We start from the raw sequence: 23,100 nt of genomic DNA, 5'->3' as shown, positions 1-23,100 counted from the left end.
CCTTGAGCTGCCCGGGCCCGGCGCGGGGTCAGCCCGAAATCCGGGATGGGAAGCGCCCCTGATCAGGTCGGTCGTTACCCTGGGCGCATGAGAATCGGCATTGTCGGAGCAACGGGCCAGGTCGGCGGCGTCATGCGCCGCGTGCTGGCGGAGCGCAACTTCCCGGTGGACGAGCTGCGGCTGTTCGCCTCGGCCCGCTCGGCCGGGAAGACGCTGCCGTGGGCCGACACCGAGATCACGGTCGAGGACGCCGCCACCGCCGACTACCGCGGCCTGGACATCGTGCTCTTCTCCGCGGGCAAGACCACCTCGCTGGCGCTGGCGCCGCGGGTGGCCGAGGCGGGCGCCGTCGTGGTCGACAACTCCTCCGGCTGGCGGCTGGACCCGGACGTGCCGCTGGTGGTGTCCGAGGTGAACCCGCAGGCGATCAAGAACCGGCCCAAGGGCATCATCGCCAACCCGAACTGCACCACCATGGCGGCGATGCCGGTGCTGCGGCCCCTGCACGAGGAGGCCGGGCTGACCGGGCTCGTCGCCACCACGTACCAGGCGGTGTCCGGCACCGGCCTGACCGGCGTGGACGAGCTGCACGAGCAGGCCAGCGCCGTGATCGGCGAGGCCCGCGGCCTCACCCACGACGGCACCGCCGTCGACTACCCCGCCCCGAAGGTGTACGCCCACCCGATCGCGTTCAACGTGCTGCCGCTGGCCGGCGCGCTGGTCGCCGACGGCTCCGGCGAGACCGACGAGGAGCAGAAGCTGCGCAACGAGAGCCGCAAGATCCTCGGCATCCCGGACCTGCCGGTGTCGGGCACCTGCGTGCGCGTGCCGGTGTTCACCGGCCACTCGCTGCAGGTCAACGCCCGCTTCGCGCAGCCGGTCAGCCCCGAGCGCGCCCGCGAGCTGCTCGCCGTCGCGCCCGGCGTGCAGCTGGTCGACGTGCCCACCCCGCTGCAGGCCGCGGGCCAGGACCCGACGTACGTCGGGCGCATCCGGCGCGACGAGACCGTCGCGAACGGACTGGCGCTGTTCTGCTCCAGCGACAACCTGCGCAAGGGCGCCGCGCTGAACGCGGTCCAGATCGCCGAGCTGCTGCTGGCCGAGCTGGGCTGACGCCGCCTGTGCGGATCATGTGAAGGGCCGGTGCACGCACCGGCCCTTTCGCATATCCGCATGATCCCATGTCCCTGTGCGACCCCCCACTCGTAGAGCACGAACCCTGGCCCTGAGCGCCGCGCTGCTGGCCGTCGTCCTGTCCGGCTGCGGCCTGCTGCCGGTACCGGCGCCGGTGCCCGACCACCCACTGCGCCCCCTGCCCGGCGCCCCGCTGAGCGCCCCCGTCGACACGATGCTCGCTCAGCCGGCATGGCTGCCGGACGGCTGGATCTACTACCTCAGCGACCCCGACGACATGGAGCGCGTCGGCCACCTGCACCGCACCCGGTACTGGCGCTCGCGCCCCGGCGCCGAGCCGCAGCAACTGACGCTGCCCGATCTGGCCGGCTGCCGCCTCACCCGGTACGACCAGTTCGACCGCCTGCCCGACGGGCGGTTGGGCGCGCAGCGGCAGTGCCTCACCGAGGACGTGCACGACGACTGGTACGACCAGGTCGCGATCGATCCCGAGACCATGCGGGTGGACAAGCTCGCCCGAACCGGCCGGTGGCCGCTGAACTCGATCACCTGGGCACCGAGCCTCGACCACGGGTACGCCGCCTACTACGACGAGTTCTGCCCCGGGCTGCTGCGCGTCATCCCGGCCGGGACCGCCCGCTTCCCCGACCCGGTCGACTTCGACGGCGTGGCCTGGCCGATCAGCGAGACGTACTTCGACGAGAGCGAAGCGGCCTGCAAGCGCAACGGCAGCACCCGGCAGCCGCAGTTGCTCGCCGACGGGGTGACGCTGCTGCTGCTCGCCTCGCCGGGCGCGGCGGGCCGGCAGGGCAGCGCGCGCGAGAACCAGCGCTGGTTCCTCTACCGCTGGCAGCCCGGCGCCGGCGCGCCGGTGCGTGTGGCCGGACCGTTCGGCCGCGGCCTCGACCCCGTGGTCTCGTACGCCGCGACGCCCGACGGCCGCTACGCCGTGGTCTGCGACAGCAACGGCGTGGCGGACAGGTTCCTGCGGGTGGATCTGCACAGCGGCGAGACCGTCCTGCTCGCCGAAGGGCACGGCAACCAGATGTCCGTCTCGCCTGACGGGCGCCAGGTGGTCGTGGCGGCGTACCCGTACCTCGGCTCCGCCCGGGAACCCGTGCTCGCCTCCATCTACCGGATGGAGCTGCGGCTGATCGACCTGGGGCTGGCGTCATGAGGGGCCGGCTGAGCCTGCGCGTGCTGGCCGGGTGGACCGCACTGCTGATCTTCACCGGCGGGTGCGCGTGCTGCTGCGGGTCGATCGGGCCGATCGGCTTCGCCCCGGACGTGAAGGCGGGCGACGTGGCTGACATCTGGAACGGCGAGCGCGGGGCGCGGCTGTTCCTGCACTCCGACGGTACGTTCGAGGCCGACCACCTCGACGGCTGCGAGGACAACGAGTCCAGCCGAACCCACGACCACCACATGCCCGTGCCCGACAGCGGGACGGGGCGGTGGACGCTGGGGCCGCCGGAGTGGATGACCCCGTACCAGGACCTGGAGCTGGACTTCGACAGCGGCGCGGAGGGGGACTTCCAGATCGACGAAGACGAGATCGTGATCGTGCTGGGCGACCCCGACATCGCGGACGTCTGCTTCTTCCAACGCGCCGACTGACCCTCGCCCCGAGCCCGCCTCGCCGCCCCACCCGGGCTTGAAATCGACGCTGGCCTATCCAGAGGACGACTCGCGGAAAACCGTCTCCTGGATAGGCCAGCGTCAATGCTAAGTGCGGGGCGGAGCGGAGCGGGGCGGAGCGGAGCGGGTCAGCGGGAGCTGGTCGCGGCGGCGGCGATGCCGTCGCCGACGTGGCTGAGCAGGCAGGCCGCCTGGTGGCCGCCGTGCAGCGGCAGTACCGGCAGCGGCTCGCCCGCGCACCGGCCGGCGATCCCGGCCCGCTGCGCCGTCCCGTCGGCCACCGCCGGGCAGCGCGGGTGGAACCGGCACCCGGCCGGGATCCGCGACGGGTCCGGCGACTCCCCGGCCAGCACCACCGGCTCCCGCCCGGCCTCCGGCAGCACCGAGATCAGCGCCGACGTGTACGGGTGCTTCGGCACCGCCAGCACCTGCTCGGTCCGCCCCACCTCGACGATCCGCCCGAGGTACATCACCGCGAGCCGGTCGGCGATGTTCCAGGCCAGCCCGAGGTCATGCGTCACCACCAGCACCGACAGCCCGAGCTCGGCGCGCAGTGACAGCAGCAGCGCGAGGATCTCGCCGCGTACCGAGGCGTCCAGGGACGCGACCGGCTCGTCGGCGATGATCAGCTCCGGTTCGAGCACCAGCGCCCCGGCGATGACGACGCGCTGGCGCTGCCCGCCGGACAGCTCGTGCGGGTACCGCCCGAAGAACCGCTCCGCCGGCCGCAGCCCGGCCTGCGACAGCGCCTTGGCGACCACCGCCTTCTCGTCGCCGGGCACCCGGTGGACGCGCAGCCCTTCGGCGACGGCCTCGTACACGGTGCGGCGCGGGTTGAGGGCGCCGGTCGGGTCCTGCAGCACCAGCTGCACCCTCCGGCGCAGGGCCTTCAGCCCGGCGGAGCGGTAGTCCAGCGGCCTGCCGTGGTGCAGCACCTGCCCCGCGTACGGCCGCTGCAGCCCCAGCAGCGCGCGGGCCAGCGTGGTCTTGCCGCTGCCGGACTCCCCGGCCAGCGCCACGATCTCGCCCCGGTCGACGGACAGCTCGACCCCGTCGACGGCCCGGATCGGCGGCACGCCCTTGACGGGCGCCCCGAACCCGACCTTCAGCCCGCGTGCCTCCAGCACCGGGTGCACGGACACCTCGCTCATGCCGCTCCTCCCACATGGACGCAGGCGGCGCTGCGGGCGTCGTCGACGCGGCGCAGCGCGATGTCGGACCCGGTGCATTCGCCGGTGGCGACCGGGCAGCGCGGCGCGAAGGCGCAGCCGACGCCCAGGTCGCGCGGGTCGGGCGGGTCGCCGGGCAGCCCGCGCGGGGCGCGGCGCGAGGCGGGGTCGCCGATGACCGGGAACGCCGCCGCCAGCGCCCGCGCGTACGGGTGCGCGGCGGCGGCGAACAGCTCGTGGCCGGGGCCCTGCTCTACCACGCGGCCGGCGTACATGACGGCGACGCGGTGGCAGGTGGCGGCGAGCGCGGACAGGTCGTGGCTGATCAGGATCAGGCCGAGCCCGCGCTCGCGGACCAGGTCCTTGAGCAGCGTGAGCACCTGCGCCTGCACCATGACGTCCAGGGCCGTGGTCGGCTCGTCGGCGATGATCAGCTGCGGTGAGCAGGCCAGCGCCATCGCGATCATGACGCGCTGCTTCTGCCCGCCCGACAGCTCGTGCGGGTACGAGTCGGCCCGCCACGCGGGCACCCCCACCTGCTCCAGCAGGTCGGCGACGCGGGCCTCGGCGGTCCGGGCCGAGGTCTTGGGCGTGTGCAGCAGGATCGGCTCGGCGATCTGGCGGCCGACGGTGCGTACCGGGTTGAGCGCGTGCATCGCCCCCTGGAACACGATCGAGGCGTCGCGCCAGCGCACCGCGCGCAGCTGGCCCCAGTTCATGGCGATCACGTCGGCGCCGTTGAGCGCGATCCGCCCCGTCACCTGCGCGGTGCCGGGCAGCAGCCGCAGCACGGCACCGGCCAGGGTCGACTTGCCGCAGCCGGACTCGCCGGCCAGGCCCAGGGTCTCGCCGGCGGCCAGGGTCAGGTCGACGCCGCGTACGGCGGGGACGGGCACGCCGCGGTCGCGGTAGGACACGTGCAGGTCCGCTATCTCCAGCAGCGGCGTCTCCAGCAGCGGCGCCATCACATCTCCAGCCGTGGGTCGAGGATCCGCTCCAGTGCCCGCCCGCACATGTTGAAGGCGCGCACCGTCAGCACCACCGCGATGCCCGGCGCCAGCACCCACCACCAGGCGTTCAGGTCGATCGCGCCGAGGTCGTGCGCCTGCTCCAGGATCCGGCCCCAGGAGACGCGCAGCGGATCGCCCAGGCCGAGGAAGGACAGCGTGGTCTCGGCGATGATCGCGATGGAGACGGTGAGCGTGGTGTTGGCCAGCACCAGCGGCATCACGTTGGGCAGCACGTGCCGGGTCATCTGGTGCCAGTGGCCGCCGCCCAGCGCCCGCGCCCGTTCCAGGTACGGCCGGGCCTCGATGGCCATGGTCTGCGCCCGCACCAGCCGGGCGGTGCCCGACCACGAGGTCACGCCGATGACCACGATCACCGAGACCAGCTTGGGCAGGCCGGGCGGGAACACCGTGGCCAGCACGATCGCCAGCGGCAGGTACGGGATCACCAGGAACCACTCGATGAGCCGGTTGAGCGTGCCGCCGATCAGCCCGCTGAAGTGGCCCGAGGCGACGCCGATCAGCGTGCCGAGCACCATCGAGATGACCGTGGCGGCCAGGCCCACCAGCAGCGTGGTCTGGCTGCCGTGGACGATCATGGTGAGCACGGAGCGGCCCGCGTGGTCGGTGCCGAGCGGGAACGCCCACGAGGGCGCCTCCAGCGCCTTGCCGGTCGCCTTGGTGACGTCGAGGCCGGCCGGGTCGGCGAGCAGGTCGGCGAAGACCGCCATGAACGCGAACAGGATCAGCACGACCAGGCCGGACAGGCCCTCGCGGTCGCGCAGGAACCGCCGCCAGGCCGAGGCGGGCGCGGCCCTCATGCGGTACGCACCCGGGGGTCGAGCACCGGCATCAGCAGGTCGGCGACGAGGTTCATGAGGATCACTCCGGCCGAGAAGAACAGGAACAGGCCCTGCAGCAGCGGGATGTCCGGCCCGCGCAGCGCGTCGTAGGTCAGCAGGCCCAGCCCCGGCCAGGAGAACACCGTCTCCACGGTGATCGCCCCGGCCACCACGAAGCCCATGCTCATGAAGAACAGGGTCATCGACGGCAGCAGCGCGTTGGGCAGCGCGTGCCGCCGCATCACCAGGTCGTCCCGCAGGCCCTTGGCGCGGGCGGTGGTCAGGTAGTCGGCCCGCCGCTCGTCCAGCATGGACGACCGCATGATCAGCGAGTACTCGGCGACGTAGACGATGGTGAGGACGGTGACCGGCAGCACCATGTGCCAGAGCGTGTCCACGACCACGGGCAGGGTGGAGCGCGGGTCGTTCATGCCCCGGGCCGGGAAGACGCCGTACTTGTTGAGCAGCACCAGCAGCACCAGGCCGAGCAGCCACTCCGGCACCGAGTAGAAGGTGACCGCGAGGCTGGACGAGATCTTGTCGAACCGGCTGCCCTGGCGCCAGCCGCCGCGCGCGCCCAGCCATACGCCCAGCCCCGCGGCCAGCACCAGCGCGGTGCCGGACAGCAGGACGGTCGGCAGGATGCGCTCGCCGATCACGTCGAGCACCTTGGCGTGCTGGCTGAACGAGACGCCGAGGTCGCCCTGGGCCAGCGCGCGCAGGTACTTGCCGAACGCCGTGTACCAGGGGTCGCCCAGGCCGAGCCGCTCGCGCAGTTCCCGCAGCGCCTCCGGGTCGGCGTTGCGCCCGCGCGGGGCGAACGCCTTGGCCGGGTCGCCGGGGAGCACCCGGAACAGGAAGAAGTTGACGACGGTGACGAACAGCAGCATCACCGCGGCCGCGAGCACCTTGCGCAGCACGTACCCGGGCGGCAGTGCCCGGCGGGGCCGGTGCGTCGCCGCACCGGCCCCGTCGCTGTCGCCGCTCATTCCCGGTCGTCCGCGCTCTTGCGCCGGCGGACCAGCACGATCACCAGCACGAGCACCGCGAGCACGACCACCGCGCCCGCGACGATCAGCACGACGATCGTGGTACCCGTACCGGCGTCCTTGACGCCGGGCGCCTCGGTCACCGGTTCGATGCTGCGGTAGCTGTGCGTGCCGTACTGAAACGCGAGGATGCCGCCCTGGCTCGGCTGCGGCACGAACCCGGTGAACCGGTCCGACCGGTACGCCTCGGTCTGGTTGTAGTAGTAGGTCAGCGAGTAGGCGACGTCGTCGTAGAGCAGCTTCTGCGCGTCCTTGACCACCTGGGCGCGCGCCTTGGCGTCGATCATCGTCTGCTGCTCGGCGTACAGCTCGTCGAACTTCGGGTTGCAGTAGAAGCTGTCCGACCAGCCCGCCGCGATCTCGCCGTCCTCCTCGTACGAGCGCTGGTCGCAGGTCATCACCGAGAGCTGGAAGTCGGGGTCGGGCTCGACGACCCAGCCCCACTCGAACAGGTCGAAGTCGCCCTTGCCCAGCACGGTGGTGAGGTTGTCCTCGCTCATGATGGAGACGGTCACCTTGATGCCGATGTCCTTGAGCCAGGAGCGCACGTACTCGGTGGTCTGCTTGGAGTACTCCGAGGAGTCGCGGCCGAACAGGCGGAGTTCCAGCTTGCGGCCGTCCTTGGCGCGGACGCCGTCGGAGCCCTCGACGTAGCCCGCCGCGTCGAGGATCGCGTTCGCCTTGGCCAGGTCGAAGACGCGGGCGTCGGTGCCGGGGTTCCAGTGCAGGTCGGCGTAGATCGGCGGGATGACGCCGCTGGCCGGTACGCCGTGGCCGTTGAGCACCTTGTCGACCAGGGTCTTGCGGTCGATGGCGGTGTCGATGGCCAGCCGGACCTGCTTGTCCCTGAGCGCCGGGTGGCCGTCGCCGATGGCCTTGCCGTCGACCGTGGCGGCGCCGAGGTTGTAGCCGATCTCGTTGAAGCCGTAGTACTGGGCGTCGTTGACGGTGATGCCGGGCTTGTCCCGCAGCGTCTCGGCGATCGCGGCGGGCAGCTCCTGCGCCATGTCGATCTCGCCCTGGCGCAGCGCCTGGGCCAGCGCGGAGTCGTCGGCGAAGACCCCGAACACCAGCTCATCGATCTTGGGCGCACCGTCGAAGTACGACTTGTTCGCGGTGAACCGGTAGAACTGCCCCTTCTTCGCCTCGGCCAGCTGGAACGGCCCGGAGCCGACCACGCCCTTGTCGTTGGCGAAGGTGGCCGCGTCGGCGGCGCTGATCTTCGACCAGACGTGCTCGGGCAGGATCGGCACGGCCAGGCGCAGCATGATCGGGCTGGGCTTCGCCGTGGTCATGACCACGGTCGCGGCGTCGGGCGCGGAGATGTCGGTGATGTTGTCGACGTAGCTGCTGTACTGCCCGTTGGCGGTCTCGTCGGTCTTGGCCCGCTGGAACGTGTAGACCACGTCCTTGGCGGTCAGGTCGACGCCGTCGGACCACTTGACGCCGGTGCGCAGGTGGAAGGTCCAGGTCTTGCCGTCGGCCGAGGTGTCCCAGCTCTGCGCGAGCGAGGGCGCGGGCGAGAAGTCCGCGGCGGAGGAGACGGTCAGGTAGTCGTACATCAGCTGGTACATGTCGAACGCGCTGGCTACCACCCCTACGTACGGGTTCAGCGAGTCGATGTCCTGCTTGACGCCGATGACGAAGCTGGTCTTGCTCCGCGCCGGGGTGCCGCCGGGCGTGGCCGAGGGTGATCCGTCCGCGGCGGCCGGGGCGGCCATCGCCGCGAGCGCGCTGAGCGCCACGGCGGCGACCGCGGCGATCCGGGCGCGCAGGCCGCGAGCTGACTGATTGGTCAACCAGGATTTAGGAGCAGGAGGAGTGCTGCTCATCAGGTTCTCTCCCTTGGTGCCCGAGGGCTTGGCGGGTAAGGTCCCCGGTCATGCCGCACGATCCCGAAGATCACGAAGCTGCCGTCCCGCCGGTCGCCCCGACCGAGCCGCGCGAGCATGAGCTGCACGGACGCCGGTGGACCGACGAGTACGGGTGGATGCGCGACCACGACGACCCGCGGTTTCTCGCCTACCTGCGCGCCGAGCGCGAGTACCACGATGCCGCCGCCGGCCGGTATGAACGCACCCGGACCGAGGTGTTCCACGAGGTGGAGCAACGCCTCATTCCGACTGATGACTCAGTCAGTTGGAGACGTGGTTCACGTTTCTACTACACCCGGACCGTCGCCGGTAGTGAGTACGAGCAGTTGTTACAAGCCGGGCATGACGGCGACCGCGACCGCGTACTGCTGGACGGCGCCCTTCTCGCCGGTGCCGACGGATTCGCCGAGATCGGGCTGCGGGAGATCAGCCCCGACAACACGCTCCTGGCCTACTCCGTGGATACCACCGGTGACGAGGTGTATCGGCTGCGGTTCCGCCAGTTGGCGACGTTGACGGACCTTTCGGAGGAGCTGCCCCGCACCTACTACACCGGGGCGTGGAGCGCCGACTCGCGCACGTTCTTCTACACCGTGCACGACGAGCTGTTCCGCCCGCACCAGGTCTGGCGGCACACCGTCGGCACGCCCGCCGCCGACGACGCGCTGGTGCTGCAGGAGGACGACGCCCGCTACGAGCTCACCGTCCGGGCCAGCCGGGACCTGTACTGGATCATGATCGAGTCGCGCAGCCGCGACACCAGCGAATGGCACCTGGTCCCCGCGCACGACCCGCACGCGCGCCCCGCCGTCGTCGCGCCGCGCCGGAGCGGCGTCGACTACCGCGTCGACCACGCCGACGGGCACCTGGTCATCACCACCGACGCCGACGCCCCCGAGTTCCGGGTGGTCACCGCTCCCGTCGAGACCCCGGGCGCCGAGCACTGGACCGAACTGCTGGCCGCCCGGCCGGGCGAGCGCCTGGTCGCCTGCCACGCCCTGCGTACCCACTGGCTGTGCGAACTGCGCCGCGACGGCTTCGCCCTGCTGCGGGCCGTCGACCGGAGCACCGGCGCCGAGGTCGAGATCGGATCCGGGCTGGCGGCGGGCAGCGTCACCATCGCCACCCCCGTCGAGTACGACGACACGAGCGTCACCGTCCGCGTCGAATCCCTGGTCCACCCGCCCGAATGGCACCGCGCCGACCTGCGTACCGGCCGCCGCGAACTGCGCAAACGCCACGAGGTGCCCGGCTACGACCCGGCCGCGTACCGCACCGAGCGCCGCCACGCCACCGCCCCCGACGGCACCCCGGTGCCGGTCACGCTGGCCTGGCGCGCCGACACCCCGCTCGACGGCACCGCCCCCGCCCTGCTCTACGGGTACGGCGCCTACGAGGCCTGCCTCGACCCCGAGTTCGATCCGGTGCTGCCCAGCGTGCTCGACCGGGGCGTCGTCTACGCGCTCACCCACCCGCGCGGCGGCGGCGAGAACGGCCGCGCCTGGTGGCAGGGCGGCCGCCTGGGCGCCAAGGCCAACACCTTCACCGACCACCTCGCCGTCGCGGACTGGCTCGCCGCCGGGATCGCCGACGGCACCCGGCTGGGCACGCGCGGGCTGTCGGCGGGCGGGCTGCTGCAGGGTGCGGTGTACTCGATGCGGCCGGAGCGCTGGGCGGCGGTCGTCGCCGAGGTCGCGTTCGTGGACGTGGTCACGACGATGCTGGACCCGGACATCCCGCTGACCGTCAACGAGTGGGACGAGTGGGGGGATCCGCGGCGGGCCGAGGAGTTCGCGTGGCTGCGGGCTTACTCGCCGTACGAGAATCCGCCGGTCGGGACGCGGCCGCCGCTGCTGGCCACGGCGGCGCTGCACGATCCGCGGGTGATGGTGCACGAGCCGGCCAAGTGGGTCGCCCGCCTGCGCGCCACCGCGTCGGCCGGCGACGGGCCGGTCTACCTGCGTACCGAACTCGGCGCGGGCGCCCACACCGGCCCCGCCGGCCGCTACGCCCACGCCCACTACGAAGCCGAGATCACCGCCTTCCTCCTCACCTACCTCCGCGCCGCCTGACCGCCCCCGCCCCCGGGGCGGCGGCAGGGCTCCATGATCACCGCAGTTTCAGGGAAACTGCGCGAATCATGGCGGCCATTCGTGCACTTTCCCCGAAACTGCACGCCGCACCCGCCCGCCTTATGTCGACGCTGGCCTATCCAGTGGACGATTTCCCAAGATCCGTCCTCTAGATAGGCCAGTGTCGAAGTCAAGCCCCACGCGAGGGGCCAGGCCGGAGCCCGGAGCCCGGGGCAGGGTCGGGCAGGCAAGGCTGGGCCGGGGCCGGGCCGTGGCAGCGCGGAGGGCCGAGGGCGGGCCGCGCCCTCCGTCGAATGTATACGCGCTATATGTCGATGGATCTATTCTGCGCCGGCCAATGTCGTTCTCTTGATGGGAAACGCACATGTCCGGAAAGATCTCGCGCGCCCTGGCGGGCGCGTGCCTCATGCTGTCGGCCGCGGTGGTGGGGGTCGGGGCGGCCCCGGCCCACGCGGCGGGTCCGATGCCCTTCTTCCAGCTGCCGTTCCCCTGCGGGGAGACCTGGCGGCTGGCGACGTACGCCGGTCACGACGACTACGACATCGACATGACGTTCACCGGTGGCGGCAGCAGCGGCCGCGCCATCCTGGCCTCCGCCGGGGGCACTGTCGCGTTCGCGGGCTGGGGCAGCGGCGGGGGCAACTACGTGATCGTCGATCACGGCGGCGGCTGGCGCAGCACGTACATGCACATGATCGAGACGCCGATGGTCCGCTCGGGCCAGTCCGTGGCCCAGGGCCAGCAGCTCGGCCGGGTCGGCAGCACCGGCAACTCGACCGGCCCGCACCTGCACTACGAGGTGAGCCGCGACGGCGGCAAGACCGAGGCCTACTTCAACGGCGCGGCCTCGGGCATCACCTCCGACGGCAGCGCCTCCACCGGCCCGATCTACGTCAACGGACCGGTTTCGGCGGCCCGCAACGCGACCAGCGCCAACTGCGGCGGCGGGGGCAACCGGCACGACCACGTGAGCGACTTCAGCGGTGACGGCGCCGCCGACGTGCTCGGCGTCAACTCCGCCGGGAACCTGCTCTACTACGCCAACAACGGCCTGGCCCTGTCCTCGCCCGTGCAGATCGGCAACGGCTGGGGCACCTTCAAGTTCGTGATGGCCGCGGACTACAGCGGTGACGGCGCCGCCGACGTGCTCGGCGTCGACGCCGACGGCAAGCTCTGGTACTACCCGAACAACGGCCTGGCCCTGTCCGCCCGCGTCCAGATCGGCAACGGCTGGGGCACGTTCAAGCACGTCATGGCCGCTGACTTCAGCGGTGACGGCGCGGCCGACGTGCTCGGCGTCGACGCCGGCGGCCTGCTCTGGTACTACCCGCACAACGGTGCCGGGCTGTCCGCGCCGGTGCAGATCGGCAACGGCTGGGGCACCTTCCTGCAGGTGACCGCGGCCGACTACAGCGGCGACGGCCACGCCGACGTGCTCGGCGTCGACGCGAGCGGCAGGCTCTGGTACTACCCGAACAACGGCCTTGCCCTGTCCGCCCCCGTCCAGATCGGCAACGGCTGGGCCTCGTTCAAGCAGGTCAACGCGGTCGACTTCAGCGGTGACGGCGCGGCCGACGTGCTCGGCGTCGACGCCGGCGGCCTGCTCTGGTACTACCCGCACAACGGTGCCGGGCTGTCCGCGCCGGTGCAGATCGGCAACGGCTGGGGCACCTTCAAGTTCGTCATGTGAGGCCGGCGGCCCGCCGTCGATCCCCTTCCCCGGGTCGGCGGCGGGCCGCTCAGACCAGCGGGCGGACCGAGTCTCGCATGGTGATGTGGGTGCCGAGCATGACGTGCTGCCGGGCCGGGCCGGTGCGCTGCAGCGCCAGTCTCACGGCCGTGCGCCCCAGCTCGTCGTGCGGCAGGTGCACGCTGGTCAGCGGCGTGGACAGGTCCGGCGCGAACGGGGTGTCGTCATACCCGATGATCGAGACGTCGTCGGGGACCCGCTTGCCCGCGGCGCGCAGGGCCCGTATCGCGCCGGCCGCCACGTGGTCGTTGACGGCGAAGATCGCGGTGAAGTCGGTCCCGGCGGCGAGCAGCTCGCCGACGCGCGCGAAGCCGTACTCCGGGCCGAGGCTGCCGTGGTGGCTGACCAGGGCCGGGTCGACGGTCGCGCCGAACGCGGCCATCGCCCTGCGGTAGCCGGTGTCGCGGCCGTCGAAGGTGGTGTTGCCGACCGCGCCGCCCAGGAAGGCGATGCGGCGGTGGCCGACCGACAGCAGGTGGCTGGTGGCGGCGTAGGCGCCGCCGACGTTGTCGTACTCGACGGTGACGGCCGGGAAGTCCGGCGACGGCGCGGGGCGGCCGCACAGGACCAGGCGGCTGTTCGCGTCCTCCAGCGCCTTGGCGTAGCGGTGCATCCGCTCGCGGTAGTCGTCGGTCATGGTGACGCCGCCGACCAGGATCACCGCGTCGGCGTGCTGCTCGCGCATCAGCTTGACGATCTCCAGCTCCCGGTCGGGGTCGCCGCCGGTGGTGCAGACCAGGCAGAGCCGGTCGGCCTCGGCGGCCTGCGCCTCGACGCCCGCGGCGATGTGCGCGTAGAACGGCGTGGTCACGTTGAACATGACGATGGCGACGACCTTCGAGGTGGCGCCGGACAGCGCGCGGGCGTGCGCGTTGACGACGTAGTCGAGGTCGCGGACCGCGCGCTGCACCCGGGTGCGCGTGGCCCCGGCGACCGGGTAGTCGCCGGAGAGCACGCGCGAGACCGTGGCCACCGACACCCCGGCGAGCGCCGCGACGTCGCGGATGGTGGGTCGCTTGGTCGTCATGGAGAACCCCCGTTGGTACGAGGACGAGCAGCGGAAACGCCTCGAGAAAGCGTTTACACTACTCGTCGCGCCGATCCGGTGTCCACGGCCGGGCCCGCCCGCGCCGGGGCCGCCGCGGCCCGATCGCGCCCGGCGATCCGACCGACCTTGGCTACTGTTAAGAAGACGTACCACGGTGCGCCCACGCCTACGGAAATCGTTTTCTGAGCACTGACCTGCCGCCGCGCGGGTCCGAGGAGGAGCCGTCGTGCTGATCCCCCAGCCCACGTCGTACGCGTCCCGCCCCGGCGAGTGGACGCTGACCGCCGACACCGTCGTCGACGCGCCCGCCGAGATCGCCGCGCTGCTGCGCGAACTGCTCACCCCCGCGACCCGCCTGCCGCTGCCCGACGGCCCCGGCGGCCTGCGGTTCAGCCTCGGCGGCGCCGCCCACCTGGGCGACGAGGGCTACACCCTGATCGTGGACGAGACGGGGGTGCACGCCACCGCCGTGACGCTCGCCGGACTGCGCTGGGCGGTGCAGGCGCTGCGGCAGCTGCTGCCGGTCGCGGCGTACGCGGCGCGGCCCGTGCCCGGCACCGCCCGGTCCCTGCCGTACGTCGAGATCACCGACAGCCCGCGCTACCCGTGGCGCGGCATCATGATCGACGTCGGCCGCTGGTACAAGCCGGTGTCGTGGCTGTACACCGTGGTCGACCTGATCGCGATGCACCGGATGAACACACTGCACCTGCACCTGACCGAGGACCAGGGCTGGCGCTTCGAGGTGCGCCGCCACCCCAGGCTCACCTCAGTGGGCGGCTGGCGCGCCGAGTCGCCGGTCGGGCACGAGCGCGAGGGGCGCAGCGACGGCGAGCCGCACGGCGGCTACTACACCCAGGACGAGCTGCGCGGGCTGGTCGCGTATGCGGCCCGGCGCGGCGTCACCGTCGTACCCGAGATCGACCTGCCCGGCCACACCGTCGCGGCCGTGGCCGCCTACCCGGAGCTGGGCAACTTCCCCGAGGTACGGCACGCGACGGCCACCCGGTGGGGCATCCACGACCGGGTGCTCAACTGCGACGACGCCACCGTCGCGGTGCTGCGCGAGGTGCTCGACGAGCTGGTCGACGTGTTCCCGAGCGAGCTGATCCACCTCGGCGGCGACGAGGTGCCGCCGCGCGAGTGGCTGGCCGGCGAGAGCGGCCGCGCCCGGATGGCCGAACTCGGCCTCACCGACCCCGAGGACCTGCTCGGCTGGTGGATCAACCAGCTCGCCGACCACCTGCGCGGGCACGGCCGCCGGGTCGTGGTCTGGGACGAGCTGGTCGGCCGGGGCGTGCCCGCCGACGCGGTGATCATGGCCTGGCGCGCCCAGGACCGCGTGGTCGCGGCGCTGCGCGACGGCCACGACGTCATCGCCACCCCGCAGAGCCACGTCTACCTGGACTACAACGAGTCGATGGCCGAGGGCGAGCCGCTGTCGATCGGCTCGGGCCCCACCCCGCTGTCCACCGTGTACGGCTACGACCCCGAGCCGGCCGACGCCCCGGACAACGGCCACCGGGTGATCGGCGTGCAGGGCAACCTGTGGACCGAGTACCTGCCCACCCCCGCCCGCGCCGAGTACAACTTGCTCCCCCGCCTGTGCGCGGTGGCCGAGGCGGGCTGGGGCACCCGCGGCGACGAGGCGGAGTTCCGGCGGCGACTGGCCGCGCAGCTGCCGCGCTTCGACGCCATGGGCGTGACCTACCGCCCGCTCGACTGATCGACATATCCTGCTGTGCACCGCGTGCAGAAGGCCGCGCGGTGCACAGCGGGGAGGATGACTGTATGCGCGCGGTGGTCTACGACGGGTTCGGGGCGATCCCGCAGGTCCGCGAGGTGCCCGACCCGGTGGCGCCGCCCGCCGGGGCGGTGGTCCGGGTCGAGGCGACCGGGCTGTGCCGCAGCGACTGGCACGGCTGGATGGGCCACGACCCCGACATCGCGACGTTCCCGCACGTGCCCGGCCACGAGCTGGCCGGGGTGGTGCACGCGGTCGGCGACGGGGTGCGGCGCTGGCGGCCCGGCGACCGGGTCACCGTGCCGTTCGTGTGCGGCTGCGGGTCCTGCCCGTCCTGCCGGGCCGGGGACCACCAGGTGTGCGAGCGGCAGACCCAGCCCGGGTTCACCCACTGGGGCTCTTTCGCGCAGTACACCGTGATCCACCACGCCGACGTGAACCTGGTGTCGCTGCCGCCGGAGCTGTCGTACGCGGCCGCGGCCGCGCTGGGCTGCCGGTTCGCCACCGCGTACCGGGCGGTCACGGCGCAGGGCCGGGTCGCGCCGGGCGAATGGGTCGCCGTGTACGGCTGCGGCGGCGTCGGCCTGTCCGCCGTCATGATCGCCACCGCGTACGGCGCCCGGGTCATCGCGGTCGACGTCTCACCGGGCGCGCTCGCCCTGGCCCGGTCGCACGGCGCGGTCGCCACGGTCAACAGTGCCGAGTCCGACCCGGTCGAGGCGGTCCGCGAACTCACCGGCGGGGGCGCGCACCTGACGCTGGACGCGCTGGGCAGTTCGGTGACCGCCACCGCCGCCATCCTCAGCCTGCGCCGCCGGGGCCGCCACGTGCAGGTCGGGCTGCTGCCCTCGGCGGTCGGCGACCCGGCCCTGCCGATGAGCCGCGTCATCGGGTACGAGCTGGAGATCCTCGGCAGCCACGGCCTGTCCGCCGACGACTACCCGGAGCTGCTGCGGCTGGTGCTCGACCGGATCCGCCCGGACTCACTGGTCACCGTGAGCATCCCGCTGTCGGGCGTCCCGGCGGCCCTGGCCGCGATGGGCGAGCGCCCGCCGACCGGCATCACCGTCATCGAGCCGCAGCGCCCGGAGTGAGCCGGACGCCGCCCCCTCGCGGAGACGGCGTCCGGGCAGGGATGCTTCAGCTGGGGACCCGGCGGCAGACGGCGTTGTAGACGGGCGCCTCGACCACCCCGCCGGTGGTGACCGTCGCCTTGAACGAGTAGCGCTGGCCGGGCGTGCACGCGGTGAAGACGCTCACCTTGTTGTCCCAGCTCGGGATGTACACCCCGTTCATGCTCCACTTGATGCTGTCGGCCTTGGGGCCGGACAGCTCGCAGGCGATGGTGCTGTAGCCCGGCTCGCAGCCGACGACGTGGGTCGCGGCCATCGCCGGTGCGGCGCCGAGCAGCGTCGCACCGAGGGCTGCCAGGGCCACGCCCGCCCCGAGGACGGCAGAAGACGTGCGCATCGATCCTCCACAGTGGAGTCCGTTCCGCCGGGATCTCCGGCCCGCCAAGTATCGAGCAGCCCCCGGCCGCCATTCCATGCTCACATGTAAATGTTTGAACAGCTGGCGGTTCGGGGGGCGTCAGCGTGTCAGCGCCATGGGCCCCGCCAGCACAGGAGGCTGTACGAGGGCGTCTCGACCACGCCGCCGACCGTCACCGTGGCCGTGAACGTGTACCACTGGCCGCTGGCGCACCCGCCGGTGACGCTCATCTGGTTGTCCCAGGCCTGAATGTAGCTGCCGTTCCTGGACCACTTCACGCTGTCGACCGGACCGCCGCTCAGCCCGCAGATGATGGTGCTGTAGCCGGACTCACAGCTCACGGTGCTGCCCGCCGCCTGGGCCGCGGTGGGTACGGCCAGCGCCGCGCCGATGGCGGCCAGGGTCAGCCCGGCCCTGACGACAGCGGAAGAGATGCGCATCGGTCCTCCAGGTGAGACTCGCGCCCGGAGCTCTCCGAGCGCGGATTCGATCGAATATCATGAGTCTCTCATGTCATAGTGCGATGTGCATGTCTCAATATCCCGCCGATCAGGTGTGGGCGGTCGCACCCGGCGCGACCTCCCCAAGGTCCCCGCGGCGGCGCCTTGTACCGTGGTCGAGTGCTGTTCCGGACCTGGGACCAGGCTCCGCGCGGGGCCGGTGACGCCACCGTCGAGGTGCGCGACCACGTCGGCGTACGCCACGTGGTGGTGACCCGGCCCGAGGTGATCAAGCGGGTGCTGGCCGACCCCGACACGTTCCGCCCCGACAACGCGCTCGACGCGATCACGCCGATGCCGGTGAGCGCGATGCGCGTGCTCACCTCGTACGGCTTCCGCCTGCCGCCGACGCTGGCCAACAACGGCGGCGCGTCCCACCCGGCCATCCGCGAGATCACCGCCCGCGCACTGCACCCCACCCGGGTCGCCGAGCAGCAGCCGTGGCTCACCGGCCTGGTCCGCCGCCGGGTCACGGCGCTGTCGGCCCGGCTGCGCGCGGGCGAACCCGTCGACCTCTACGCCGAGCTCGCCGCCGACCTGCCCCTGCTGGTGCTGGCCCGCCTGGTCGACCTGCCCGCCGCCGACGCGGCCGTGGTCAAGGAGTTCTCCCGGGCCGCGCTCGAACTGTTCTGGGCACCCCTCGACGCCCCGCGCCAGCTGGTCCTCGCCGACACGGTCGGGCGGTTCCACGCCATGCTGCGCGACTTCGCCGCCACCGCCGGCGGCATGGTCGGCGAGCTGCGCGACTACACCGCCGCCCACGGGCTGCACCGCGACACCCCGGTCGGGGCGCTGTTCTTCCTGCTGGTCGCCGGGCAGGAGACCACCTCGCAGTTCCTGACCCTGCTGCTGCACCGGCTCACCGGCGAGCCCGCCGTGCTGGCCGGGCTGGCCCGGGGCACGATCGCGGTCGACGACGTGGTCGAGGAGGGCCTGCGGCTGGAGCCGCCGATCCCGACCTGGCGCCGCGTCACCGCGTACGACACCGAACTCGACGGCGTGGCCGTGCCGCGCGGGCGCAGCATCGTGCTCTGGCTGGCCCGCGCCGGGCACCACGTGGCCGAGCACCCGCACGACTTCGTACCCGGCCAGCGCGGCTCCCGCCGCCACCTGGCCTTCGGCGCGGGCGCCCACCGCTGCGTCGGCGCCCAGCTCTCCCGGATGGAGGCCGCCGTCGTCGTCGCGGAGACCGCTCCCCTGCTCCGCCGAGCCGAGGTGGTCCGCGCCCCCTGGTGCCCCGACAACCTCAGCTTCCGCATGCCGGACACCTTCACCATCCGCCACCCCGCCCTGGGGTAAGGAAGGGCCCCTTCTTATCGCTTTCCGTAGGTGAAGGGCCCCTTCTTAACTCCGTCCGCATCGCGCAGGAGCCCGCCCCGCTCAGGGCGGTCGGCGGGAGGCGCAGTTTCGGGGAAAGTGCTGGAATCTTGACCGCGATTCGCGCAGTTTCCCCGAAACTGCACGATCACCCGGCGCATGGCATCCGGGCCGGCTGAGCGCCTCAGAGCGGTCGCGTTAAGAGGGGGCCCTTCTGCTACGGAAAGCGATAAGAAGGGACCCTTCCTTTCCGCAGGTCAGTCGTCGGCGGGTTCGGTGAGGAGGCGGGGGTCGTCGGCGGTGCCGTGGAGGGCCGGGTGGAGCCACTCGGGGGCGCTGCGGCGGAAGACGCCGGGGTCGATGTCGCCGGCGCCGTCGGGGAGCAGGCCGTACAGGTCGTCGGGCAGGTCGGCGAGGTTGGTGTAGTGCACCAGCTCGGGCCGGTCGGGCCAGGCGCCCAGCACCGGGTACGCCCGGATGCTGCGGCGGCCCATCGCCTCCAGCGTCAGCGCGGTGTGGTTGAGCGTGCCCAGCCCGGCGCGGGCCACCACGATCGCGGGTGCCGACAGCGCCACGGCCAGGTCGGCCAGGGTCCACTGGGAGCCGCCGGGGTGGGTGCCCATCGGCACCAGCAGCCCGCCCGCGCCCTCGACCAGGGTCAGGTCGTGCTCGGCGGCGACGCCCTTGATCCGGTCGATGACCTCGAACATGTCCGGGGGTTCGAGCTGCGCGACCCGCGCGGCGGCCGTCGGCGCGAGCGGGTCGGGGAACTCGTGCAGCGTCGTCACCGTCGCCGGGGCGGCGAGGCGGTTGACGATCTCCATGTCGGAGACCTCGCCGTACGACGGGTCGACGCCGGTCTGCGCCGGTTTGACCACGCCGACGCGCAGCCCGTCCGCGCCGGCGGCGGCGGCCACGGCCGCCGTGACGATGGTCTTGCCGACCCCGGTGTCGGTGCCGGTGACCAGCACGATTCCCCGTAGCGCCGTGCTCACGGCCGTACCTCCACGATGATCTCCAATGCCCGCGCGAACTGCTCGGCCGGAACGCCCGCGTTGACCGTCAACCGCAGCCGCGACCGCGGGTCCGGGGTGGACGGCGGGCGGAAGCAGCCGACCGCCACGCCCTTGTCCCGGCAGGCGCCGGCCCAGGCCCAGGCCTGCTCGGCCGAGTCGGCGGTGACGGACACGACGCCGCCCGCCGGGTCGGTGACCTCCAGCCCGGCACCGCGCAGCGTGTCGCGGATCTGACGCGCGCGCTCGTGCAGCGTAGCCCGCAGGTCGTCGCGGGTGGCGGATACCGCCAGCGCGGCGGACACACCGGCGGTCACGGCCGGGGGCAGGGCGGTGTCGAAGATGAAGGTACGGCCCGTGTCGATCAGGTGCCGGATCAGCGCCTCCGGCCCGGCGACCACGCCGCCCGCACCGCCCAGCGCCTTGGACAGGGTGGCGGTGACCACGACGTCCGGCTCACCCGCGATCCCGGCGGCGACCACGCCCCCGGCGCCGGCCGGTCCGATCACGCCGAGGCCGTGCGCGTCGTCCACCAGCAGCAGCGCATTGTGGGCACGGGCCACCGCGTGCAGTTCGGCCAGCCGGGCGAGGTCGCCGTCGACGGAGAAGACCGACTCGGTGAGCACCACCGCGGGGCGGCCCGGATGGGCGGCGAGGACCGCCGCGGCGGCCGCGGGGTCCCCGTGGGCGAAGACGGCCGTCTCGACGCCGGCCAGGCGGCAGCCGTCGAGGAGCGAGGCGTGGCAGTGGGCGTCGCAGACCAGCAGCGTACGGGGCTGGGACAGGGCGCGGACCACGCCGAGGTTGGCCAGGTAGCCGCTGGAGTAGACCAGCGCCCGGTCGGTGCCGAGCCGGTGCGCGAGCGCGTCCTCCAGCGCGGCGTGCGCGTCGGTGGTGCCGCGGACCAGGCGGGAACCGGTCGCGCCCAGGCCGTACCCGGTCAGGGCGCGGGTCGCCGCCGCGATCACCTCGGGGTGCCGGGACAGGCCCAGGTAGTCGTTGCCCGCGAGGTCGGTCATCGTGTCGCCAACCTCACGTGGACGCAGTTCGCGCCGCAGTCCGGCGCGTTCGCGCAGCTCCGCCTTCCGGCGCAGGGTGCTCAGCCAGTCGCCCATCAACCCAACTCATCCACAGATCACTCGGCCTTCGGCAGATCCGCCCTGGCCGCGTTGGTAGGGTACGCCCATGTCCACCAGCTCTTCATCCGTGCTCGACCGTGCTCGCACCCGTGTCCTCGAACAGGGGCTCGGACTGGAGGAGGCGGACATCCTCGCCGTCCTCCAACTGCCCGACGCGGACATCCCGGCCGCGCTCCAGCTCGCCCACGAGGTGCGCATGCGCTGGTGCGGCCCCGAGGTCGAGGTCGAGGGGATCGTGTCGCTGAAGACCGGCGGCTGCCCCGAGGACTGCCACTTCTGCTCCCAGTCCGGCCTGTTCTCCTCACCGGTGCGCTCGGTGTGGCTGGACATCCCGTCGCTGGTGGAGGCGGCCAGGCAGACGGCGGCCACCGGGGCCAGCGAGTTCTGCATCGTCGCGGCCGTACGCGGTCCGGACGCGAAGCTGATGCAGCAGATGCGCGACGGCGTCGCCGCGATCAAGGCGGCCGTGGACATCAACGTCGCCGCGAGCCTGGGCATGCTGTCCCAGGAGCAGGTCGACGAGCTGGTCGACATGGGCGTGCACCGGTACAACCACAACCTGGAGACCTGCCGGTCGTACTTCCCGAACGTGGTCACCACGCACTCCTGGGAGGAGCGCTGGGGCACGCTGAAGATGGTGCGCGACTCCGGGATGGAGGTGTGCTGCGGCGGCATCATCGGCCTGGGCGAGACGCTGGCGCAGCGCGCCGAGTTCGCCGCGCAGCTGGCCGAGCTGGAGCCGGACGAGGTGCCGCTGAACTTCCTGAACCCGCGGCCGGGCACCCCGCTGGGCGACCAGCCGGTGATGGACCCCAAGGACGCGCTGCGGGCGATCGCGGCGTTCCGGCTCGCGCTGCCGCGCACCATCCTGCGGTACGCGGGCGGCCGCGAGATCACCCTCGGTGACCTGGGCACCCGCGACGGCCTGCTCGGCGGCATCAACGCGGTGATCGTGGGCAACTACCTGACCACGCTGGGCCGCCCGGCCAACGCCGACCTGGAGCTGCTGACCGAGCTGAAGATGCCGGTCAAGGCCCTGTCGGCGACACTGTAGCCGGAAGCGGAGTGGCCATGACGGAGACGACGGTGACGTACTGCGACCGCTGCGGCGAGGAAGCGGCGGCGGTCGACCATACGGCCTGCCGGGCGGCGCGCGAACTGGAGCCGCCGCGCTACTGCGCGCAGTGCCGCCGCCGGATGAAGGTGCAGGTGGTCCCGACGGGCTGGACCGCCGCCTGCTCCGTCCACGGCTCCCCCACCGACACGCCCCTCCCCTGAGGCACGAACGCAAGGAAGGGCCCCTTCTTATCGCAATGCGATGCAGAAGGGGCCCTTCTTCACGTCTCGCTCAGGGGAGGGGCGTGTCGGTGGGGAGGCCGATCAGGTCGAAGCGGGCTTTCAGCCACGGGAGCAGGGTGCGGTAGGCCGTGATGGTGTCCGGCTTGCCGTTGTCGTGCGACAGGATGATCGAGCCGGGGCGGACGCCGCCCTCGACGGACGAGACGATGTGGCGCACCATCGCCGAGCCCTTGCCGTACGACGAGGAGTCCCAGTCCCGCGGGTCCACGTGCCAGTAGATCGACTGCATGCCCAGCTCCTTGGCGACCTGCACCATCTCGGTGGTGAAGTTGCCGCCCGGGGCGCGGAAGTAGGCGATCTTGGCGTCCGGCACCGTCTTGAGGATGGCGGAGTTGGTGGCCCTCAGGTCCTTGAGCATGTAGTCGCGGCCGCGCTTGCCCAGGTCGGTCAGGTGCTGCCAGGAGTGGTTGCAGAGGGTGTGGCCCTCCTCGTGGATGCGGCGGACCAGGTCCGGCCGGTCCCGGGCCCGGAAGCCGACCAGGCAGAAGGTCGCCTTGACGCCGCACTGCCGGAGCATGTCGAGGATCTTCGGGGTGTTGATCGGGTCGGGTCCGTCGTCGAAGGTCAGCGCGACCGCGTCGGTCCCGGTCCTGAGGATGGACCCGCCGGGGCCGGTGCCGGTGGCCCGGGGCCGGTTCAGGGTCGCCGTGCCGGTGCAGGAGATCGGCCCGCTCGCCGGGGTGGTCTTCGTCGGCTTCGGGCTCGGCGGTCGCGGCGGCGACGGGGTCGGCTTCGGGCTCGGCGACGCGCTGGGCGACGGCGAGGGCGAGGGTGACGGCGAAGGGGAGTCGGAGGGCGAGGGGGCCACGGAGACTGAGGGCGACGTGGCGCTCGGCGAGGCGGCCGGGTCCTTGGTCGACGTGCACCCGGCCAGGCCGAGCAGCAGGACGACCGCGGACACCGCGATGCGACGACGCATGGCGGGACTCCAAT

Annotated in this window: 21 protein-coding genes; 10 read left to right on the top strand and 11 right to left on the bottom strand. The window is 72.5% G+C overall.

Features of this window, described 5'->3' with window-relative positions; translation table 11 throughout:
* The first annotated feature begins 87 nt into the window (after positions 1–87).
* The 3 genes from QEZ54_RS13620 (at position 88) to QEZ54_RS13610 (ending at position 2,751) form a co-directional block, all read left to right on the top strand.
* Positions 88–1,113: an aspartate-semialdehyde dehydrogenase gene (locus QEZ54_RS13620; RefSeq protein WP_281304940.1), complete on the top strand. Its 1,026-nt coding sequence runs from the start codon at positions 88–90 to the stop codon at positions 1,111–1,113.
* Between the two features lie 76 nt (positions 1,114–1,189).
* Complete coding sequence (locus tag QEZ54_RS13615) at positions 1,190–2,311, top strand: hypothetical protein (protein WP_281304939.1); 1,122 nt, start codon at positions 1,190–1,192, stop codon at positions 2,309–2,311.
* Positions 2,308–2,751, top strand: a complete 444-nt coding sequence (locus QEZ54_RS13610) for a hypothetical protein (RefSeq protein ID WP_281304938.1) — start codon at positions 2,308–2,310, stop codon at positions 2,749–2,751. Before QEZ54_RS13615 ends, QEZ54_RS13610 begins: the two co-directional genes overlap by 4 nt.
* Positions 2,752–2,900: 149 nt before the next feature.
* Here QEZ54_RS13610 and QEZ54_RS13605 read toward each other — a convergent pair whose 3' ends face one another.
* Genes QEZ54_RS13605 through QEZ54_RS13585 form a run of 5 tightly spaced genes read right to left on the bottom strand, consistent with a single transcriptional unit; the run spans position 2,901 to position 8,638 of the window.
* Positions 2,901–3,923 carry an ABC transporter ATP-binding protein gene (locus QEZ54_RS13605; protein WP_281304937.1) on the bottom strand — a complete coding sequence of 341 codons (1,023 nt, stop codon included), beginning with the start codon at positions 3,921–3,923 and terminating at the stop codon, positions 2,901–2,903.
* Entirely contained in the window at positions 3,920–4,906 is a 987-nt protein-coding gene (locus tag QEZ54_RS13600) for an ABC transporter ATP-binding protein (protein WP_281304936.1), read from the bottom strand. Before QEZ54_RS13600 ends, QEZ54_RS13605 begins: the two co-directional genes overlap by 4 nt.
* The gene (locus QEZ54_RS13595; protein WP_281304935.1) at positions 4,906–5,769 is read right to left on the bottom strand and encodes an ABC transporter permease; all 864 of its coding nucleotides are present in this window, start codon (positions 5,767–5,769) and stop codon (positions 4,906–4,908) included. Before QEZ54_RS13595 ends, QEZ54_RS13600 begins: the two co-directional genes overlap by 1 nt.
* Positions 5,766–6,779, bottom strand: a complete 1,014-nt coding sequence (locus QEZ54_RS13590; RefSeq protein ID WP_281304934.1) for an ABC transporter permease — start codon at positions 6,777–6,779, stop codon at positions 5,766–5,768. Before QEZ54_RS13590 ends, QEZ54_RS13595 begins: the two co-directional genes overlap by 4 nt.
* Positions 6,776–8,638 carry an ABC transporter substrate-binding protein gene (locus QEZ54_RS13585; protein WP_281304933.1) on the bottom strand — a complete coding sequence of 621 codons (1,863 nt, stop codon included), beginning with the start codon at positions 8,636–8,638 and terminating at the stop codon, positions 6,776–6,778. Before QEZ54_RS13585 ends, QEZ54_RS13590 begins: the two co-directional genes overlap by 4 nt.
* Positions 8,639–8,721: 83 nt before the next feature.
* On the opposite strand from QEZ54_RS13585, the gene QEZ54_RS13580 reads away from it, so the two are divergent.
* Together QEZ54_RS13580 and QEZ54_RS13575 are read left to right on the top strand one after the other, a co-directional pair.
* Entirely contained in the window at positions 8,722–10,785 is a 2,064-nt protein-coding gene (locus QEZ54_RS13580) for a prolyl oligopeptidase family serine peptidase (RefSeq protein ID WP_281304932.1), read from the top strand.
* 385 nt (positions 10,786–11,170) lie between these two features.
* Positions 11,171–12,496, top strand: a complete 1,326-nt coding sequence (locus tag QEZ54_RS13575; RefSeq protein ID WP_281304931.1) for a VCBS repeat domain-containing M23 family metallopeptidase — start codon at positions 11,171–11,173, stop codon at positions 12,494–12,496.
* Positions 12,497–12,545: 49 nt separating this feature from the next.
* On the opposite strand, the gene QEZ54_RS13570 is transcribed toward QEZ54_RS13575, so the two are convergent.
* Positions 12,546–13,583 (bottom strand): LacI family DNA-binding transcriptional regulator, encoded by a 1,038-nt coding sequence (locus QEZ54_RS13570; protein ID WP_281304930.1) that lies wholly within the window; start codon positions 13,581–13,583, stop codon positions 12,546–12,548.
* A 247-nt stretch (positions 13,584–13,830) separates the two neighbouring features.
* On the opposite strand from QEZ54_RS13570, the gene QEZ54_RS13565 reads away from it, so the two are divergent.
* Both QEZ54_RS13565 and QEZ54_RS13560 read left to right on the top strand, forming a co-directional pair.
* On the top strand, positions 13,831–15,330 hold the full coding sequence (locus tag QEZ54_RS13565) for a beta-N-acetylhexosaminidase (protein ID WP_281304929.1): 1,500 nt from the start codon (positions 13,831–13,833) through the stop codon (positions 15,328–15,330).
* A gap of 65 nt (positions 15,331–15,395) precedes the next feature.
* On the top strand, positions 15,396–16,442 hold the full coding sequence (locus QEZ54_RS13560) for a zinc-dependent alcohol dehydrogenase family protein (RefSeq protein ID WP_281304928.1): 1,047 nt from the start codon (positions 15,396–15,398) through the stop codon (positions 16,440–16,442).
* A gap of 46 nt (positions 16,443–16,488) precedes the next feature.
* On the opposite strand, the gene QEZ54_RS13555 is transcribed toward QEZ54_RS13560, so the two are convergent.
* Both QEZ54_RS13555 and QEZ54_RS13550 read right to left on the bottom strand, forming a co-directional pair.
* A complete protein-coding gene (locus QEZ54_RS13555) occupies positions 16,489–16,818 on the bottom strand; it encodes a hypothetical protein (protein ID WP_281304927.1) in 330 nt (109 codons plus the stop codon).
* A gap of 128 nt (positions 16,819–16,946) precedes the next feature.
* Positions 16,947–17,279 carry a hypothetical protein gene (locus tag QEZ54_RS13550; RefSeq protein WP_281304926.1) on the bottom strand — a complete coding sequence of 111 codons (333 nt, stop codon included), beginning with the start codon at positions 17,277–17,279 and terminating at the stop codon, positions 16,947–16,949.
* A 237-nt stretch (positions 17,280–17,516) separates the two neighbouring features.
* On the opposite strand from QEZ54_RS13550, the gene QEZ54_RS13545 reads away from it, so the two are divergent.
* Entirely contained in the window at positions 17,517–18,638 is a 1,122-nt protein-coding gene (locus tag QEZ54_RS13545; protein WP_281305171.1) for a cytochrome P450, read from the top strand.
* Between the two features lie 275 nt (positions 18,639–18,913).
* Here the strand turns inward: QEZ54_RS13545 and bioD are convergent, their stop codons facing one another.
* Positions 18,914–19,651, bottom strand: a complete 738-nt coding sequence (bioD, locus tag QEZ54_RS13540) for a dethiobiotin synthase (protein WP_281304925.1) — start codon at positions 19,649–19,651, stop codon at positions 18,914–18,916.
* Positions 19,648–20,784: an 8-amino-7-oxononanoate synthase gene (locus tag QEZ54_RS13535; RefSeq protein WP_281304924.1), complete on the bottom strand. Its 1,137-nt coding sequence runs from the start codon at positions 20,782–20,784 to the stop codon at positions 19,648–19,650. The genes bioD and QEZ54_RS13535 overlap by 4 nt, the downstream gene beginning before the upstream one ends.
* Positions 20,785–20,854: 70 nt before the next feature.
* Here QEZ54_RS13535 and bioB point away from each other — a divergent pair, with 70 nt between their 5' ends.
* Together bioB and QEZ54_RS13525 are read left to right on the top strand one after the other, a co-directional pair.
* Entirely contained in the window at positions 20,855–21,862 is a 1,008-nt protein-coding gene (gene bioB, locus QEZ54_RS13530) for a biotin synthase BioB (protein WP_281304923.1), read from the top strand.
* A gap of 17 nt (positions 21,863–21,879) precedes the next feature.
* Entirely contained in the window at positions 21,880–22,086 is a 207-nt protein-coding gene (locus tag QEZ54_RS13525) for a hypothetical protein (protein ID WP_281304922.1), read from the top strand.
* Positions 22,087–22,156: 70 nt separating this feature from the next.
* Here the strand turns inward: QEZ54_RS13525 and QEZ54_RS13520 are convergent, their stop codons facing one another.
* Complete coding sequence (locus QEZ54_RS13520) at positions 22,157–23,086, bottom strand: polysaccharide deacetylase family protein (RefSeq protein WP_281304921.1); 930 nt, start codon at positions 23,084–23,086, stop codon at positions 22,157–22,159.
* Positions 23,087–23,100: the final 14 nt, after the last annotated feature.

Origin of the sequence: Catellatospora sp. KI3, assembly GCF_029948125.1 — a bacterium.
In the GTDB taxonomy this organism is placed as follows: domain Bacteria; phylum Actinomycetota; class Actinomycetes; order Mycobacteriales; family Micromonosporaceae; genus Catellatospora.
This window is presented reverse-complemented; position numbering and strand designations above follow the sequence as displayed.

Excerpts from the sequence above, each read along its gene's own strand:
- QEZ54_RS13620 (WP_281304940.1), top strand. The coding sequence starts at position 88 with ATGAGAATCGGCATTGTCGGAGCAACGGGCCAGGTCGGCGGCGTCATG.
- QEZ54_RS13610 (WP_281304938.1), top strand. The coding sequence starts at position 2,308 with ATGAGGGGCCGGCTGAGCCTGCGCGTGCTGGCCGGGTGGACCGCACTG.
- QEZ54_RS13605 (WP_281304937.1), bottom strand. The coding sequence starts at position 3,923 with ATGAGCGAGGTGTCCGTGCACCCGGTGCTGGAGGCACGCGGGCTGAAG.
- QEZ54_RS13600 (WP_281304936.1), bottom strand. The coding sequence starts at position 4,906 with ATGGCGCCGCTGCTGGAGACGCCGCTGCTGGAGATAGCGGACCTGCAC.
- QEZ54_RS13595 (WP_281304935.1), bottom strand. The coding sequence starts at position 5,769 with ATGAGGGCCGCGCCCGCCTCGGCCTGGCGGCGGTTCCTGCGCGACCGC.
- QEZ54_RS13590 (WP_281304934.1), bottom strand. The coding sequence starts at position 6,779 with ATGAGCGGCGACAGCGACGGGGCCGGTGCGGCGACGCACCGGCCCCGC.
- QEZ54_RS13580 (WP_281304932.1), top strand. The coding sequence starts at position 8,722 with ATGCCGCACGATCCCGAAGATCACGAAGCTGCCGTCCCGCCGGTCGCC.
- QEZ54_RS13575 (WP_281304931.1), top strand. The coding sequence starts at position 11,171 with ATGTCCGGAAAGATCTCGCGCGCCCTGGCGGGCGCGTGCCTCATGCTG.
- QEZ54_RS13570 (WP_281304930.1), bottom strand. The coding sequence starts at position 13,583 with ATGACGACCAAGCGACCCACCATCCGCGACGTCGCGGCGCTCGCCGGG.
- QEZ54_RS13560 (WP_281304928.1), top strand. The coding sequence starts at position 15,396 with ATGCGCGCGGTGGTCTACGACGGGTTCGGGGCGATCCCGCAGGTCCGC.
- QEZ54_RS13555 (WP_281304927.1), bottom strand. The coding sequence starts at position 16,818 with ATGCGCACGTCTTCTGCCGTCCTCGGGGCGGGCGTGGCCCTGGCAGCC.
- QEZ54_RS13550 (WP_281304926.1), bottom strand. The coding sequence starts at position 17,279 with ATGCGCATCTCTTCCGCTGTCGTCAGGGCCGGGCTGACCCTGGCCGCC.
- QEZ54_RS13535 (WP_281304924.1), bottom strand. The coding sequence starts at position 20,784 with ATGGGCGACTGGCTGAGCACCCTGCGCCGGAAGGCGGAGCTGCGCGAA.
- bioB (WP_281304923.1), top strand. The coding sequence starts at position 20,855 with ATGTCCACCAGCTCTTCATCCGTGCTCGACCGTGCTCGCACCCGTGTC.
- QEZ54_RS13525 (WP_281304922.1), top strand. The coding sequence starts at position 21,880 with ATGACGGAGACGACGGTGACGTACTGCGACCGCTGCGGCGAGGAAGCG.
- QEZ54_RS13520 (WP_281304921.1), bottom strand. The coding sequence starts at position 23,086 with ATGCGTCGTCGCATCGCGGTGTCCGCGGTCGTCCTGCTGCTCGGCCTG.